Below are 16652 nucleotides of genomic sequence, written 5' to 3' on the forward strand. Positions count from 1 at the left end.
TAAGACAGTAATCACCTCCATTCTGCCTTGCTGACTTTCAGGATTTCACCATGACCGGCGCCCCATCCAAGCCTGCCAAGCACACTGATGCAACGTTGCTCGCCACCGCGATTCGCGGTGCTCTGTTATCCACAGCCCTGGGGCTCGCCAACTTGCCGATGCTGGCCGTTGCGGCCGACTCAGCCGTTGCGATCGGCAGCAGCCGTAGTTACGCCATCGCCGCCGGCCCGTTGGATGAGGCACTGAATCAGTTCGCCCGCCAAGCCGGGATTACCCTTGCCACCACCCCGGATCAAACCCGTGGCCTTCAGTCACCTGGACTACAGGGCAGCTATGGCCCCGACGCGGCCTTGCAAACATTGTTGGCGGGTTCGGGCCTTGAGGCCGTGAGCCAAGATGGCAGCAGCTACGTGCTGCGCCCTGCAGCAAATGGCGATGCCCTGGCGCTGCCCTCCACCGACATCCGCGGTTTTGCCCTGGGCAACGCGTTGGGCAGCATGGACGGCTACAACGCCACCCACAGCCAGATCGCCACCAAGACCAGCACCGCGCTGCTGGAAACCTCGCAATCGGTGTCGGTGGTCACCCGCCAGCAGATGGACGACCAAGGCGCGCAGACAGTGTCGCAAACCATGCGCTACACCCCCGGCGTACTCACCAACCCCTATGGCGCCACACACCGCTATGACTACGTGGCGATGCGCGGCTTCAACGACGGCTCCGTGGATAACATTTACCTCGACGGCCTGAAGTCGATGGGCGACAGCGGTACCTACAGCACCATGCAGGTTGACCCGTACTTCCTGGAACGGGTGGACATCCTCAAGGGGCCGTCGTCGGTACTGTATGGCCGCAGCTCACCCGGCGGCCTGGTCGCGCTGACCAGCAAGAAGCCGTTGTTTGCCCCTTACCACGAGATACAGGCCACGGTTGGCACCCAAGGGCAACGCGGCGTGGGTTTCGACTTCAGCGGCCCGGTGGACGAAGACAAGCGCATTGCCTATCGCCTGACCGGGCTGACGCATCAGTCCGACACGCAATTCGATCACAACGAAGAAAAGCGCTACGCCCTGGCCCCGACGCTGAGCATCGACTTCACCGAAGACACCTCACTGACCCTGCAGGCTTACCTGCAACATGATCCCGAGGGCGGCTACCACGGTGGCTTGCCAGCGGACGGCGCGTTGCATCAGCGCAACGGCCAACGCATCTCCGAGCACTTCTTCGAAGGTGAGCCGAGCATCGACCAATACAGTCGCGACCAGCAGTCCTTTGGCTATCAGTTCGAGCACCGCTTCAACGACGTCTTCACGGCTCGGCAAAACTTCCGCTACCTGGACTCCAAGGTCAGCCTGGACCAGGTGTATGCCTATGGCTGGACGACCCCGACCAGTAATGAGCTGAACCGCTACTACTCCGGTGCCAGCGAAAAGCTGCACGCCTTCATCATCGATAACATGCTGCAGGCCGAATACTTCACCGGCGCCGCCAAGCACACCACCCTGCTGGGCGTGGACTATCAGCGGCGCAAGACGGTGGTCGACTGGGCCAGCGGCAGTCTGGCGCCGATCGATGCGTTCAATCCGGTGTATGGCAATGCCGCCATCAGCTACTACGACCCCACCAGCTATCTGCGACGCTTGCAGCAGACCGGCGTGTACCTGCAAGACCTGATCGAATTGGACAAGTGGCGCTTCTCTCTGGGCGTGCGCCAGGACTGGGTAAAGACTTCGGATGAAAACCGTGTCGCCGAATACAACCGGCCATTGGGTACCGAAATCAGCGACGACCGCACCAAGCTGACCAGCCGTGCCGGTGCGCTGTACCTATTCGATAACGGTATCGCGCCGTATATCAGCTACTCCGAGTCGTTCAACCCCAACTCTTATTCGGACGCCGCCGGCAACCCGTTGGCACCCACCGATGGCACGCAATGGGAAGCCGGCTTGAAGTATCAACCACCGGGTAGCGAAAACCTGTTCACCGCCTCGGTGTTCCGTATCGATCAGGAGAACCTGGCCACCAAACTGCCGCAAGAAAACTTCTATCGCGCAATCGGTGCCGTTCGCTCACAAGGCGTTGAGCTGGAAGCACATGTCCAGGTCACCGATAACCTGAAGCTGTTGGGCAGCTACACCTTCACCGACCTTGAGTACTCCAAGTCGATGATCAGCACCCTGAGCACGGCCGACGACGTGATCGAGAACAAGGGCAACTCGCCTGCCCAGGCCCCCCGGCACATGGCCTCGGTGTGGGCAGACTACAAATTCGCCAGCGGTGTACTGGACGGGCTGCGCCTGGGTGGCGGCGTACGGTACGTGGGCTACAGCTGGGCCGACGCGGAAAATACCGAAAAAGTACCGGCCTACACGCTGTTCGATGCCTCGGTGGGTTATGACCTGGGCAAGGTCGGCCTCAAGGGTGTCGACGTGCGCCTGAATGCCAACAACCTGACCAATGAGAGCTATATCGCTACCTGCGCGAGTCTGAACTTCTGCTATCAGGGCGAAGAACGCAATGTCGCGGCCACCGTCAGCTATCAGTTCTGATCCACCCGTTTAGTAATCCCCATAGCCAGCGCCGGTAAACGGTGCTGGCTTTGTCGTCTCTGCAGTGGGGTAAATGATGCGAAATGTGTATGTGTGGCTGCACCGTTATGTCGGCTTGGCGACTGCGTTGTTCCTGTTACTGGCCGGGCTGACCGGCAGTATCCTGGCCTTCCAGCACGAGCTGGATGAATGGCTTAACCCGCACTTCTACCAGGCCGAAGGCCAAGGGCGAGTGATGCCGCCAGGGCAGCTTGTGGATAAGTTGCAGGGCGAGCATCCGCGGCTGCAGGTCTGGTACATGGAATATCCACAGGAGGCCGGGCACCCTGCGCTACTGGCGGCCGTTGCGCGTATGGATCCGGCCACTGGCAAACCCTTTGCCGAGAAAAACCAAGTCTTTTACCTTGATCCGGTTACCGGTATAGCGCTGGGTAAGCGCTATTGGGGCGAATGCTGCTTCTCTGCGCAAAACCTGGTGCCCTTCCTGCTGGAGTTTCACTACACCTTGGCACTGCCCGAGCACATTGGCCTATGGGTGATGGGCATCGTCGCGCTGCTGTGGGTGCTGGACTGCTTTGTGGCGATCATCCTCACCCTGCCCCGCGGCAAGCCCTTTTGGGGTAAGTGGGGCAAAGCCTGGAAGATCAAGCGCGGCGCCCATGCCTATCGCCTGAACATGGATATCCACAGGGCGGGAGGGTTGTGGTTATGGCTGCTATTGGTGCCGGTGGCCATCAGCAGCGTGGCCATGAACCTGCCCGCGCAAGTATTCAAGCCGGTGGTGTCACTGGTCTCCCCTATCACCCCTAGCGTTTATGAAACACGCGGGCGCATGCCGGCTTCCTCCCTGGGAGTCACTGGTTTGAGTTATCAACAGGCCTACGAGCTGGCACAGCAGGAAGGCAAACGCCTGGGGCTGACAGCTGCCATTGGCGAGCTGTACTACAGCTTCGAGTACAACTTCTATGGCGCAGGGTTTGGCCACCACGACACCAATGCCCAGGGCAAGTCCTGGCTGTTCCTGCACGGCACGGACGGCTCGTTACTGGGCCAGGAGATTGCCGGCCAGGGAACGTTGGGTGAGCGCTTCTACAGGCTGCAACTGCCGATACACGGCGGGCGGATTATCGGGTTTACCGGGCAGGTACTGATATCGATATTAGGCGTAGTGATCGCGGTGCTCTCGGGCACGGGGGTGTACATCTGGTGGCGCAAGTGGCAAGCCAGGCGTCGAACCTAGCGCGCACCTTGCGAAAACCCAATGGCCTAAACGACAAAACCCCCAGCTGCGTTAGCAGCTGGGGGTTTCGGAATTCAATCTTGACGATGACCTACTCTCACATGGGGAAACCCCACACTACCATCGGCGATGCATCGTTTCACTGCTGAGTTCGGGATGGGATCAGGTGGTTCCAATGCTCTATGGTCGTCAAGAAACTCTGTATGCCGATCCGTCACCGCAGTGACGTGCCAGCGAAAAAGATATGGAGCTTCTACTTAAAGACAAAACCCCCACCTGCGTTAGCAGATGGGGGTTTCGGAATTTAATCTTGACGATGACCTACTCTCACATGGGGAAACCCCACACTACCATCGGCGATGCATCGTTTCACTACTGAGTTCGGGATGGGATCAGGTGGTTCCAATGCTCTATGGTCGTCAAGAAATTCTGTAGCCAGGATGCCGTTGCGGGCACTCCAGCGAATCGGGTATGTGATGTTTGTGAGTTACAAATTTTCGGATAATGCGTCTTCACAACACCGCAATCTGGTCGTTCGACTCAAATTGCTTGGGTGTTATATGGTCAAGCCTCACGGGCAATTAGTATTGGTTAGCTCAACGCCTCACAGCGCTTACACACCCAACCTATCAACGTCGTAGTCTTCGACGGCCCTTTAGGGAACTCAAGGTTCCAGTGAGATCTCATCTTGAGGCAAGTTTCCCGCTTAGATGCTTTCAGCGGTTATCTTTCCCGAACATAGCTACCCGGCAATGCCACTGGCGTGACAACCGGAACACCAGAGGTTCGTCCACTCCGGTCCTCTCGTACTAGGAGCAGCCCCTCTCAAATCTCAAACGTCCACGGCAGATAGGGACCGAACTGTCTCACGACGTTCTAAACCCAGCTCGCGTACCACTTTAAATGGCGAACAGCCATACCCTTGGGACCGGCTTCAGCCCCAGGATGTGATGAGCCGACATCGAGGTGCCAAACACCGCCGTCGATATGAACTCTTGGGCGGTATCAGCCTGTTATCCCCGGAGTACCTTTTATCCGTTGAGCGATGGCCCTTCCATACAGAACCACCGGATCACTAAGACCTACTTTCGTACCTGCTCGACGTGTCTGTCTCGCAGTCAAGCGCGCTTTTGCCTTTATACTCTACGACCGATTTCCGACCGGTCTGAGCGCACCTTCGTACTCCTCCGTTACTCTTTAGGAGGAGACCGCCCCAGTCAAACTACCCACCATACACTGTCCTCGATCCGGATAACGGACCTGAGTTAGAACCTCAAAGTTGCCAGGGTGGTATTTCAAGGTTGGCTCCACGCGAACTGGCGTCCACGCTTCAAAGCCTCCCACCTATCCTACACAAGCAAATTCAAAGTCCAGTGCAAAGCTATAGTAAAGGTTCACGGGGTCTTTCCGTCTAGCCGCGGATACACTGCATCTTCACAGCGATTTCAATTTCACTGAGTCTCGGGTGGAGACAGCGCCGCCATCGTTACGCCATTCGTGCAGGTCGGAACTTACCCGACAAGGAATTTCGCTACCTTAGGACCGTTATAGTTACGGCCGCCGTTTACCGGGGCTTCGATCAAGAGCTTCGCGTTAGCTAACCCCATCAATTAACCTTCCGGCACCGGGCAGGCGTCACACCCTATACGTCCACTTTCGTGTTTGCAGAGTGCTGTGTTTTTAATAAACAGTCGCAGCGGCCTGGTATCTTCGACCGGCATGAGCTTACGGAGCAAGTCCTTCACCCTCACCGGCGCACCTTCTCCCGAAGTTACGGTGCCATTTTGCCTAGTTCCTTCACCCGAGTTCTCTCAAGCGCCTTGGTATTCTCTACCCAACCACCTGTGTCGGTTTGGGGTACGGTTCCTGGTTACCTGAAGCTTAGAAGCTTTTCTTGGAAGCATGGCATCAACCACTTCGTCGCCTAATGGCAACTCGTCATCAGCTCTCGGCCTTAGAATCCCGGATTTACCTAAGATTCCAGCCTACCACCTTAAACTTGGACAACCAACGCCAAGCTGGCCTAGCCTTCTCCGTCCCTCCATCGCAATAACCAGAAGTACAGGAATATTAACCTGTTTTCCATCGACTACGCTTTTCAGCCTCGCCTTAGGGACCGACTAACCCTGCGTCGATTAACGTTGCGCAGGAAACCTTGGTCTTTCGGCGTGGGTGTTTTTCACACCCATTGTCGTTACTCATGTCAGCATTCGCACTTCTGATACCTCCAGCAAGCTTCTCAACTCACCTTCACAGGCTTACAGAACGCTCCTCTACCGCATCACCCGAAGGTGATACCCGTAGCTTCGGTGTATGGTTTGAGCCCCGTTACATCTTCCGCGCAGGCCGACTCGACTAGTGAGCTATTACGCTTTCTTTAAAGGGTGGCTGCTTCTAAGCCAACCTCCTAGCTGTCTAAGCCTTCCCACATCGTTTCCCACTTAACCATAACTTTGGGACCTTAGCTGACGGTCTGGGTTGTTTCCCTTTTCACGACGGACGTTAGCACCCGCCGTGTGTCTCCCATGCTCGGCACTTGTAGGTATTCGGAGTTTGCATCGGTTTGGTAAGTCGGGATGACCCCCTAGCCGAAACAGTGCTCTACCCCCTACAGTGATACATGAGGCGCTACCTAAATAGCTTTCGAGGAGAACCAGCTATCTCCGAGCTTGATTAGCCTTTCACTCCGATCCACAGGTCATCCGCTAACTTTTCAACGGTAGTCGGTTCGGTCCTCCAGTTAGTGTTACCCAACCTTCAACCTGCCCATGGATAGATCGCCCGGTTTCGGGTCTATACCCAGCGACTAAACGCGCTATTAACACTCGCTTTCGCTACGCCTCCCCTATTCGGTTAAGCTCGCCACTGAATATAAGTCGCTGACCCATTATACAAAAGGTACGCAGTCACAGAACAAGTCTGCTCCCACTGCTTGTACGCATACGGTTTCAGGATCTATTTCACTCCCCTCTCCGGGGTTCTTTTCGCCTTTCCCTCACGGTACTAGTTCACTATCGGTCAGTCAGTAGTATTTAGCCTTGGAGGATGGTCCCCCCATATTCAGACAAAGTTTCTCGTGCTCCGTCCTACTCGATTTCATTGAAAAGAGATTTTCGCGTACAGGGCTATCACCCACTATGGCCGCACTTTCCAGAGCGTTCCGCTAATCTCTAACCAACTTAAGGGCTGGTCCCCGTTCGCTCGCCACTACTAAGGGAATCTCGGTTGATTTCTTTTCCTCAGGGTACTTAGATGTTTCAGTTCCCCTGGTTCGCCTCTTAAGCCTATGTATTCAGCTTAAGATAACCATCTTATGATGGCTGGGTTCCCCCATTCAGACATCTCCGGATCACAGTCTGTTTGCCGACTCCCCGAAGCTTTTCGCAGGCTACCACGTCTTTCATCGCCTCTGACTGCCAAGGCATCCACCGTATGCGCTTCTTCACTTGACCATATAACCCCAAGCAATCTGGTTATACTATGAAGACGACATTCGCCGAAAACTTGTAATTACTCACAAATTTTACCTTAGCCTGATCCGTTACCAGTGAAAGTAACGTTCAGTCTATCTTTCTATCACATACCCAAATTTTTAAAGAACGATCTAATCAAAGACTAGAAATCAACATTCATCACCGTCTTGGTGGAATGCTCATTTCTAAGCTTTAACGCGGAAGCAGTAGTGGTGGAGCCAAACGGGATCGAACCGTTGACCTCCTGCGTGCAAGGCAGGCGCTCTCCCAGCTGAGCTATGGCCCCGTATTTCTACAGGCGTTTCCCACACAAAATTGGTGGGTCTGGGCAGATTCGAACTGCCGACCTCACCCTTATCAGGGGTGCGCTCTAACCAACTGAGCTACAGACCCAATTTCGGGCTGCTTCTATCGTCTTCTTCAATGAATCAAGCAATTCGTGTGGGAGCTCATGATACAGCTGATGTCGTCGATTAAGGAGGTGATCCAGCCGCAGGTTCCCCTACGGCTACCTTGTTACGACTTCACCCCAGTCATGAATCACACCGTGGTAACCGTCCTCCCGAAGGTTAGACTAGCTACTTCTGGTGCAACCCACTCCCATGGTGTGACGGGCGGTGTGTACAAGGCCCGGGAACGTATTCACCGCGACATTCTGATTCGCGATTACTAGCGATTCCGACTTCACGCAGTCGAGTTGCAGACTGCGATCCGGACTACGATCGGTTTTGTGAGATTAGCTCCACCTCGCGGCTTGGCGACCCTCTGTACCGACCATTGTAGCACGTGTGTAGCCCAGGCCGTAAGGGCCATGATGACTTGACGTCATCCCCACCTTCCTCCGGTTTGTCACCGGCAGTCTCCTTAGAGTGCCCACCATAACGTGCTGGTAACTAAGGACAAGGGTTGCGCTCGTTACGGGACTTAACCCAACATCTCACGACACGAGCTGACGACAGCCATGCAGCACCTGTCTCAATGTTCCCGAAGGCACCAATCCATCTCTGGAAAGCTCATTGGATGTCAAGGCCTGGTAAGGTTCTTCGCGTTGCTTCGAATTAAACCACATGCTCCACCGCTTGTGCGGGCCCCCGTCAATTCATTTGAGTTTTAACCTTGCGGCCGTACTCCCCAGGCGGTCAACTTAATGCGTTAGCTGCGCCACTAAGAGCTCAAGGCTCCCAACGGCTAGTTGACATCGTTTACGGCGTGGACTACCAGGGTATCTAATCCTGTTTGCTCCCCACGCTTTCGCACCTCAGTGTCAGTATCAGTCCAGGTAGTCGCCTTCGCCACTGGTGTTCCTTCCTATATCTACGCATTTCACCGCTACACAGGAAATTCCACTACCCTCTACCATACTCTAGCTTGCCAGTTTTGGATGCAGTTCCCAGGTTGAGCCCGGGGATTTCACATTCAACTTAACAAACCACCTACGCGCGCTTTACGCCCAGTAATTCCGATTAACGCTTGCACCCTCTGTATTACCGCGGCTGCTGGCACAGAGTTAGCCGGTGCTTATTCTGGCGGTAACGTCAAAACACTAACGTATTAGGTTAATGCCCTTCCTCCCACCTTAAAGTGCTTTACAATCCGAAGACCTTCTTCACACACGCGGCATGGCTGGATCAGGCTTTCGCCCATTGTCCAATATTCCCCACTGCTGCCTCCCGTAGGAGTCTGGACCGTGTCTCAGTTCCAGTGTGACTGATCATCCTCTCAGACCAGTTACGGATCGTCGCCTTGGTGAGCCATTACCTCACCAACTAGCTAATCCGACCTAGGCTCATCTGATAGCGCAAGGCCCGAAGGTCCCCTGCTTTCTCCCGTAGGACGTATGCGGTATTAGCGTTCCTTTCGAAACGTTGTCCCCCACTACCAGGCAGATTCCTAGGCATTACTCACCCGTCCGCCGCTGAATTCAGGAGCAAGCTCCTGTCATCCGCTCGACTTGCATGTGTTAGGCCTGCCGCCAGCGTTCAATCTGAGCCATGATCAAACTCTTCAGTTCAATACTGCAATTAGGTTTTGAGAAAACCTTATAAACTTGGCTCAGCAATCGTTGGTTACATCTTTGATTTCTCGCGGAGGTAACTTGTGATGCTGATAATCTTTTTGACTATCAGTCTGAGTCACAAGCACCCACACGAATTGCTTGATTCAGTTGTTAAAGAGCGGTTGGTTGATTCTTTCGTCTCAACCGAGGCGCGCATTCTACGCTTTCCTCAGAGCCTGTCAAGCGTTTATTTTGAAGTCTTTCAGAATTTTCCGAACAACTTCAAACACTTGGCTCGCTTCGATCTCTCGTTGCGGGAGGCGAATTCTACAGCGTTTCAAACCGCTGTCAACCACCTTTTTTCACCGCTTCCGATCTACAACATGCTCTCGGTTATAAGAGCGGCTTCCTCACTGCTTACTTCGGTTAACTCTTTGTTTCCAAAGAAGTTTTCCGTTTCGTCTGCGCCGGAAGTGGGGCGAATTATAGACAGATCCACGGGGGCGTCAAGCGCTTATTTGACAGTTTTGTGAAATAGCCTGAAACAGCCAGAAAAGGGCTTTCCAGCCCCCTTCTATATAGAAGCAACGCTCACACCACCTTTAGCTCACGCAAGCGCATCAAGTCTTCAGCCTGCAACCCAAGCAACTCAGCCAGCACCTGGTCGGTATGCTCACCCAATAGAGGAGGGGCCATCCGGTACTCCACAGGCGTCTGCGACATCCTGATCGGGCTGGCGACCTGGGGCAGGGTGCCAGCCAAAGGGTGAGGCATGGAAACCGCCAACCCACGGGCAACCACCTGCGGGTCGGCAAACACCTGGGCCAAGTCATTGATTGGCCCACAGGGCACACCGGCCAGCTCCAACTGCTCAACCCACTGCGCCGTGGTCTTGAATACCGTCGCCTGACGAATCAACGGTACCAGCTCCCCTCGGTTGGCCACCCGCAGCTTGTTGGTCAGGAAGCGCGGATCATCAGCCCACTGTGGCTGCCCGGCCACTTCGGCAAACTTGCGGAACTGCCCGTCGTTACCCACCGTCAGGATGAAGTCGCCATCGGCGGTAGGGAAGTCCTGGTAGGGCACTATATTAGGGTGCGCGTTACCGAGCCTGCGCGGGGGCACGCCGGTGGTGAGGTAATTCATGGCCTGGTTCGCCAGGCAGGCCACCTGTACATCCAGCAACGCCATGTCAATGTGCTGCCCGCCACCATCATGATCACGGTGGGCGAGGGCGGCCAGTATCGCTACCGTGGAATACAGGCCAGTGAGGATGTCGGTCAGCGCCACGCCAACCTTCACCGGCCCGGCGCCCTCATCACCCTCCGGGCGCCCGGTCAGGCTCATCAGCCCACCCAGCCCCTGGATCATGAAGTCATACCCGGCGCGCTTGGCATAGGGCCCGGTCTGGCCGAAGCCGGTGATCGAACAATAGATAAGCTGCGGATTGATCGCCTTGAGCGAGGCATAGTCCAGCCCATACGCTGCCAGGCCACCGACCTTGAAGTTCTCGATGACGATGTCTGACTTGGCTGCCAACTCGCGCACCAGGCGCTGGCCTTCGGCTTGGGTAAAGTCGATGGTCACCGATTGCTTGTTGCGGTTGGCCGACAGGTAGTACGCCGCCTCGCTGGTATTCTCGCCGCGGGCGTCCTTGAGGAAGGGCGGCCCCCAGGCACGCGTGTCGTCGCCGTTGCCGGGCCGTTCGACCTTGATGACCTCAGCCCCCAGGTCGGCAAGGATCTGCCCGGCCCAGGGGCCCGCCAGTACCCGCGACAGGTCAAGCACGCGCAGATGAGACAAAGCACCCATGGCCGAGCTCCTATTAATAGAACGCCTGGATGCCGGTTTGCGCGCGCCCCAGAATCAGCGCATGCACGTCATGCGTGCCTTCATAGGTGTTGACCACCTCCAGGTTGACCAGGTGGCGGGCCACGCCGAACTCATCGCTGATGCCATTGCCACCCAGCATGTCCCGGGCCATGCGGGCGATGTCCAGGGACTTGCCGCAGGAGTTGCGCTTCATGATCGAGGTGATTTCCACTGCCGCGGTGCCTTCATCCTTCATGCGCCCCAGACGTAGGCAACCTTGCAACGCCATGGTGATCTCGGTCTGCATGTCGGCCAGCTTTTTCTGGATCAACTGGTTGGCTGCCAATGGGCGACCGAACTGCTGACGATCCAAGGTGTATTGGCGCGCGGTGTGCCAGCAATATTCGGCCGCCCCCAATGCTCCCCAGGAAATGCCATAGCGCGCGGAGTTCAGGCACGTGAACGGGCCCTTGAGGCCGCGCACGTCCGGGAAGATGTTCTCTTCGGGGACAAACACATTGTCCATCACGATTTCACCGGTGATCGATGCCCGCAGGCCAACCTTGCCATGAATCGCTGGAGCACTGAGCCCCTGCCAACCTTTCTCAAGCACGAAACCGCGAATGTCGCCGGCGTCGTCCTTGGCCCACACCACGAACACGTCGGCGATCGGGCTGTTGGTGATCCACATCTTGCTGCCGCTCAGGCGATAGCCGCCCTCCACGGAGCGCGCACGGGTAATCATCGCGCCCGGATCGGAGCCGTGGTTAGGCTCGGTCAGGCCGAAGCAACCAATCCACTCGCCACTGGCGAGCTTGGGCAGGTACTTCTGCTTCTGCGCCTCGGTGCCGAACTCGTTGATCGGCACCATCACCAGGGAGGACTGCACGCTCATCATCGAACGGTAGCCGGAGTCGATGCGCTCAACCTCGCGGGCAATCAGGCCGTAGCACACATAGTTGAGGCCACTGCCACCGTATTGCTCAGGAATGGTCGCGCCCAACAGGCCGATCTCACCCATTTCACGAAAGATCGCAGGGTCGGTCTTCTCGTGGCGAAAAGCTTCCAGTACACGCGGCGCCAACTTGCCCTGGGCGAACTGCTCGGCACTGTCGCGAACCATGCGCTCTTCTTCAGTAAGCTGCTGGTCCAGCAACAGCGGATCAATCCAGTTGAAGCTTGCTTTGGCGCCCATGTCGACTCCTCGGGTAAAGGTAGATAGGTATGAGCTAAGCCTAGGCCGCATACCGCCACCCGACAAACGAGGATTTCGCATGCTGTTGTGCTAATTTCTCACTCCGAGAGGCCATAAAAGCCCAATACGCGCCTCTATCAGTGAGGTTGCCGTACATGCGCCGCAAAATCCCCAGCACCACTGCTTTGGTTTGCTTCGAAGCCGCCGCCCGCCACGAGAGCTTTACCAAGGCCTCCCAGGAGCTTTCCCTCACCCAGGGGGCCGTTTGCCGACAGATAGCCGGCTTGGAAGAGTTTCTCAATGTGGAACTGTTCCGACGCTCGCGTCGCGGGGTAAAGCTGACGGAAGCCGGACTTTCCTATAGCCGTCGCGTAGCAACCCAACTGGATGCCGTGGAGCGCGACACCCTCTCGGTGATGGGCCAGCAAGGCGCCAACGCCATCGAACTGGCCGTGGTGCCCACATTCGGCACCCAATGGCTGCTGCCCAGGCTCAAAGGCTTCCAGCAGGCGCACCCCGAGGTCACGGTCAACCTGACCAACCGTACGCGCCCGTTCCTGTTTGCCGACACACCGTTCGACGCCGCCATTTACTTCGGCGATGCCGATTGGCCCGGCACCCAATCGCACCGCCTGATGGGTGAGAACCCGGTGCCAGTTTGCAGCCCGGCTTTGCTGGGGGCCGGTGGCACGCTAGCGGCAGACACCATCGCCACGCTGCCGCTACTGCAGCAGACCACCCGGCCGTACGCCTGGCGCCAGTGGTTCAACTCACTGGGGCTGAACATCAGCCGCGACATGACAGGCCCACGCTATGAACTATTCTCCATGCTGGCCCAGGCAGCGTCGCACCAAATGGGCATCGCGCTGATCCCGCCATTCCTGATCCAGCGCGAATTGGGGGAGGGCAGCCTGGTGGTTGCCAATGCCCATGCGCTGGCCAGTCACAAGGCTTATTACCTGATGATTCCCGAAAGAAAGGTCGAATCCGCGTCATTAAAGGCTTTTCGCGACTGGCTGGTGGCCGAAGCCGATCTCTATACCATTGAACATAAAGGGAAAAATCATTTGCTGACCCCGTAGTCAGAAAAATCAAAGCCCTACAGATATAAATCTATGACGCATTTAAGCAAACTGTGCCTGCGGCATCTTGAAGCAGCTAAAAGCCTCTGATTACGTGGCCTGCAAGGCTATCAATCAGCCAATCGTCGGCTATTCACCCCACAAATGTAAAAAAAAGTAAAAACCCTACAAAAAGGCTGGAAAGCCCATGTTTTGTGGCTTGCAGCGGGTTGCTTGCGACATTCGGTCACGGGGTGACTTGTAGTTATAGCGACGTCACCTTTCATAACTGGTTGAAGGCACGCTATAACGCCTGCAAAATGCCGCGCCCCGCCTGTTTTTGGCGGGATCGTGCTGATCGGCCGCCCCAGCTGCGCCATCCGTAGTGCGCTGGTTAACTCAATAAGATCACGCAGGAGATTTGACGTGCACATTGGTGTTCCTCTCGAAACGCAGACGGGCGAAACACGGGTTGCTGCAACCCCGGAAACCATCAAGAAGCTGATCGGCCAAGGCCACAAGGTCACCGTCCAGAGCGGCGCAGGCGTCAATGCCAGCGTTACGGACAGTGCCTATGAAGCCGCCGGCGCGACCATTGGCAGCGCAAGCGATGCCTTTGGTGCCGAGCTGATCCTCAAGGTGGTGGCACCGGACGACAGCGAGCTGGCTCAGATCAAGAGCGGCACCGTTCTGGTCGGCATGCTGAACCCGTTCAACAACGAAACCATCGCCAAGATGGCCGAGCGCGGTATTAGCGCTTTCGCCCTGGAAGCTGCCCCACGTACTTCCCGTGCGCAGAGCCTGGACGTGCTGAGCTCGCAAGCCAACATCGCCGGCTATAAAGCCGTGCTGCTGGCCGCCCACCACTACCCGCGCTTCATGCCCATGCTGATGACCGCTGCCGGCACCGTAAAGGCCGCCCGCGTACTCATCCTGGGCGCCGGCGTAGCCGGCCTTCAGGCCATCGCCACGGCCAAGCGCCTGGGTGCGGTGATCGAAGCCTCGGACGTACGCCCGGCGGTGAAGGAACAAATCGAGTCGCTCGGTGCCAAGTTCATCGATGTGCCGTATGAAACAGACGAAGAGCGCGAGTGCGCCGTGGGTGTCGGCGGTTACGCACGCCCCATGCCGGCAAGCTGGATGCAGCGTCAGGCCCAGGCCGTGCACGAGCGCGCCAAGCAGGCTGACATTGTCATTACCACCGCGCTGATCCCTGGCCGCAAAGCGCCCACGTTGCTGAGCGCAGATACCGTTGCCCAGATGAAACCAGGCTCTGTGGTCATCGACCTGGCCGCCGCGCAAGGCGGCAACTGCCCGCTGACCGTGGCCGACCAGGTCGTGGTCCAGAACGGTGTGATCATCTGCGGCCCCACCAACCTGGCTGCCATGGTCGGTGCGGACGCTTCGGCGCTGTACGCCCGCAACCTGCTGGACTTCCTGAAACTGGTCTTCAACAAGGAAGGCCAGTTCGAGATCAACCTTGAAGACGACATCGTCGCTGCGTGCCTGATGTGCCGCGACGGCCAAGTCATCCGCAAGAACGGCTGAGGATAAAAACAATGGAAGACATGCTGATCTCCCACGGCGTCTACAACCTGATCATCTTCGTGCTGGCCATTTATGTTGGCTACCACGTGGTCTGGAACGTGACCCCCGCGCTGCACACACCGCTGATGGCGGTGACCAACGCCATCTCGGCCATCGTGATCGTCGGCGCCATGCTGGCCGCCGCACTCACCGTGACCCCACTGGGCAAGATCATGGGCACCCTGGCCGTGGCCCTGGCGGCGGTGAACGTATTCGGTGGTTTTCTGGTAACGCGCCGCATGCTCGAGATGTTCAAGAAAAAAGCTCCGAAAGTTAAGGATGAGGCTGCCAAATAATGAGCATGAACCTGGTAACCATCCTTTACCTGATCGCCTCGATCTGCTTTATCCAGGCGCTCAAGGGCCTGTCGCACCCGACCACGTCGCGGCGCGGTAACCTGTTCGGCATGCTGGGCATGACCCTGGCCGTGCTGACCACCGTGGGCCTGATCTACAAGCTCGGTTCGGAACTGGCCACCGGCGGCATCGCCTACGTGATCGTCGGCCTGCTGGTGGGCGGCACTGCCGGCTCCATCATGGCCAAGCGCGTCGAAATGACCAAGATGCCGGAACTGGTCGCCTTCATGCACAGCATGATCGGCCTGGCAGCGGTGTTCATTGCCATCGCCGCCGTGGTAGAGCCGCAATCGCTGGGCATCGTTGCCCAACTGGGTGACGCGATCCCTACCGGTAACCGCCTGGAGCTGTTCCTGGGTGCAGCCATCGGCGCTATCACCTTCTCCGGTTCCGTGATCGCTTTCGGCAAGTTGTCGGGCAAGTACAAGTTCCGCCTGTTCCAAGGCGCACCCGTGCAGTTCCCTGGCCAGCACAAGCTCAACCTGGTGATCGGCCTGGCCACGCTGTTCTTCGGCCTGACCTTCATGTTCACCGGCAGCTACGCCGCATTCGCCATCATGCTGGCCCTGGCCTTCGTGCTGGGCGTGCTGCTGATCATCCCGATCGGCGGCGCCGACATGCCGGTCGTGGTGTCGATGCTCAACAGCTACTCGGGCTGGGCGGCGGCCGGTATCGGCTTCTCGCTGAACAACTCGATGCTGATCATCGCCGGCTCCCTGGTGGGCTCCAGCGGTGCGATCCTGTCGTACATCATGTGCAAGGCCATGAACCGTTCGTTCTTCAACGTGATCGGTGGCGGCTTCGGCGCAGTGGCTGATGCAGGCCCCGCCGGCGCCAAGGAAGCTCGCCCGGTGAAATCCGGTTCGGCCGACGACGCGACGTTCCTGCTGACCAACGCCGACACCGTGATCATCGTGCCTGGCTACGGCCTGGCCGTGGCCCGTGCCCAGCACGCGTTGAAAGAGCTGACCGAGAAGCTGACCCACCGAGGCGTGACCGTGAAGTACGCGATCCACCCGGTAGCCGGCCGTATGCCTGGCCACATGAACGTATTGCTGGCCGAGGCCGAAGTGCCTTACGACCAGGTGTTCGAGATGGACGACATCAACTCCGAGTTCGGCCAGGCCGACGTGGTGCTGGTGCTGGGCGCCAACGACGTGGTCAACCCGGCGGCCAAGAACGATCCGAAGTCGCCGATCGCCGGCATGCCGATCCTGGAGGCCTTCAAGGCCAAGACCATCATCGTCAACAAGCGCTCGATGGCCAGTGGTTACGCCGGCCTGGACAACGAACTGTTCTACCTGGACAAGACCATGATGGTGTTCGGCGACGCCAAGAAAGTCATCGAAGACATGGTCAAGGCCGTTGATTAAAGCTTGATCT

Annotated in this window: 9 protein-coding genes, 2 tRNA genes and 4 rRNA genes; 7 read left to right on the forward strand and 8 right to left on the reverse strand. The window is 57.3% G+C overall.

The genetic code is table 11. The annotated features are described in order from the left end of the window. The first annotated feature begins 50 nt into the window (after positions 1-50). Together L9B60_RS11045 and L9B60_RS11050 are read left to right on the forward strand one after the other, a co-directional pair. On the forward strand, positions 51-2549 hold the full coding sequence (locus L9B60_RS11045) for a TonB-dependent siderophore receptor (protein WP_249678538.1): 2499 nt from the start codon (positions 51-53) through the stop codon (positions 2547-2549). A 76-nt stretch (positions 2550-2625) separates the two neighbouring features. Further along, complete coding sequence (locus L9B60_RS11050) at positions 2626-3789, forward strand: PepSY-associated TM helix domain-containing protein (protein ID WP_249679708.1); 1164 nt, start codon at positions 2626-2628, stop codon at positions 3787-3789. Between the two features lie 78 nt (positions 3790-3867). On the opposite strand, the gene rrf (L9B60_RS11055) is transcribed toward L9B60_RS11050, so the two are convergent. The 6 genes from rrf (L9B60_RS11055) to L9B60_RS11080 form a co-directional block, all read right to left on the reverse strand. After that, positions 3868-3983 (reverse strand): 5S ribosomal RNA (rrf, locus tag L9B60_RS11055). Positions 3984-4097: 114 nt separating this feature from the next. Beyond that, positions 4098-4213, reverse strand: a 5S ribosomal RNA gene (rrf, locus tag L9B60_RS11060). A 136-nt stretch (positions 4214-4349) separates the two neighbouring features. Beyond that, a 23S ribosomal RNA gene (locus L9B60_RS11065) occupies positions 4350-7241 on the reverse strand. Positions 7242-7472: 231 nt separating this feature from the next. Beyond that, positions 7473-7548 (reverse strand) — tRNA-Ala (locus tag L9B60_RS11070). A 30-nt stretch (positions 7549-7578) separates the two neighbouring features. Then, positions 7579-7655, reverse strand: a tRNA-Ile gene (locus L9B60_RS11075). A gap of 81 nt (positions 7656-7736) precedes the next feature. Further along, positions 7737-9273 (reverse strand): 16S ribosomal RNA (locus L9B60_RS11080). Together the 16S, 23S and 5S rRNA genes with 2 tRNA genes alongside form the textbook arrangement of a ribosomal RNA operon. An 86-nt stretch (positions 9274-9359) precedes the next feature. On the opposite strand from L9B60_RS11080, the gene L9B60_RS11085 reads away from it, so the two are divergent. Then, entirely contained in the window at positions 9360-9791 is a 432-nt protein-coding gene (locus L9B60_RS11085; protein ID WP_249678539.1) for a hypothetical protein, read from the forward strand. Positions 9792-9849: 58 nt separating this feature from the next. On the opposite strand, the gene L9B60_RS11090 is transcribed toward L9B60_RS11085, so the two are convergent. After that, positions 9850-11070 (reverse strand): CaiB/BaiF CoA transferase family protein, encoded by a 1221-nt coding sequence (locus L9B60_RS11090; protein WP_249678540.1) that lies wholly within the window; start codon positions 11068-11070, stop codon positions 9850-9852. Between the two features lie 13 nt (positions 11071-11083). Beyond that, a complete protein-coding gene (locus L9B60_RS11095) occupies positions 11084-12265 on the reverse strand; it encodes an acyl-CoA dehydrogenase (RefSeq protein ID WP_249678542.1) in 1182 nt (393 codons plus the stop codon). A 155-nt stretch (positions 12266-12420) separates the two neighbouring features. On the opposite strand from L9B60_RS11095, the gene L9B60_RS11100 reads away from it, so the two are divergent. The 4 genes from L9B60_RS11100 to L9B60_RS11115 all read left to right on the forward strand — a co-directional run bounded on the left by L9B60_RS11100 (position 12421) and on the right by L9B60_RS11115 (position 16642). Next, on the forward strand, positions 12421-13347 hold the full coding sequence (locus tag L9B60_RS11100; RefSeq protein WP_249678543.1) for a LysR family transcriptional regulator: 927 nt from the start codon (positions 12421-12423) through the stop codon (positions 13345-13347). 405 nt (positions 13348-13752) lie between these two features. Then, positions 13753-14874, forward strand: a complete 1122-nt coding sequence (locus tag L9B60_RS11105; RefSeq protein WP_249678550.1) for a Re/Si-specific NAD(P)(+) transhydrogenase subunit alpha — start codon at positions 13753-13755, stop codon at positions 14872-14874. Positions 14875-14885: 11 nt separating this feature from the next. Beyond that, positions 14886-15209 carry an NAD(P) transhydrogenase subunit alpha part 2 gene (locus tag L9B60_RS11110; protein WP_249678552.1) on the forward strand — a complete coding sequence of 108 codons (324 nt, stop codon included), beginning with the start codon at positions 14886-14888 and terminating at the stop codon, positions 15207-15209. Beyond that, positions 15209-16642, forward strand: coding sequence for an NAD(P)(+) transhydrogenase (Re/Si-specific) subunit beta (locus L9B60_RS11115; protein ID WP_249678553.1), 1434 nt, complete (start codon positions 15209-15211; stop codon positions 16640-16642). The genes L9B60_RS11110 and L9B60_RS11115 overlap by 1 nt, the downstream gene beginning before the upstream one ends. Positions 16643-16652: the final 10 nt, after the last annotated feature.

Origin of the sequence: Pseudomonas abieticivorans (assembly GCF_023509015.1) — a bacterium.
GTDB lineage: Bacteria > Pseudomonadota > Gammaproteobacteria > Pseudomonadales > Pseudomonadaceae > Aquipseudomonas > Aquipseudomonas abieticivorans.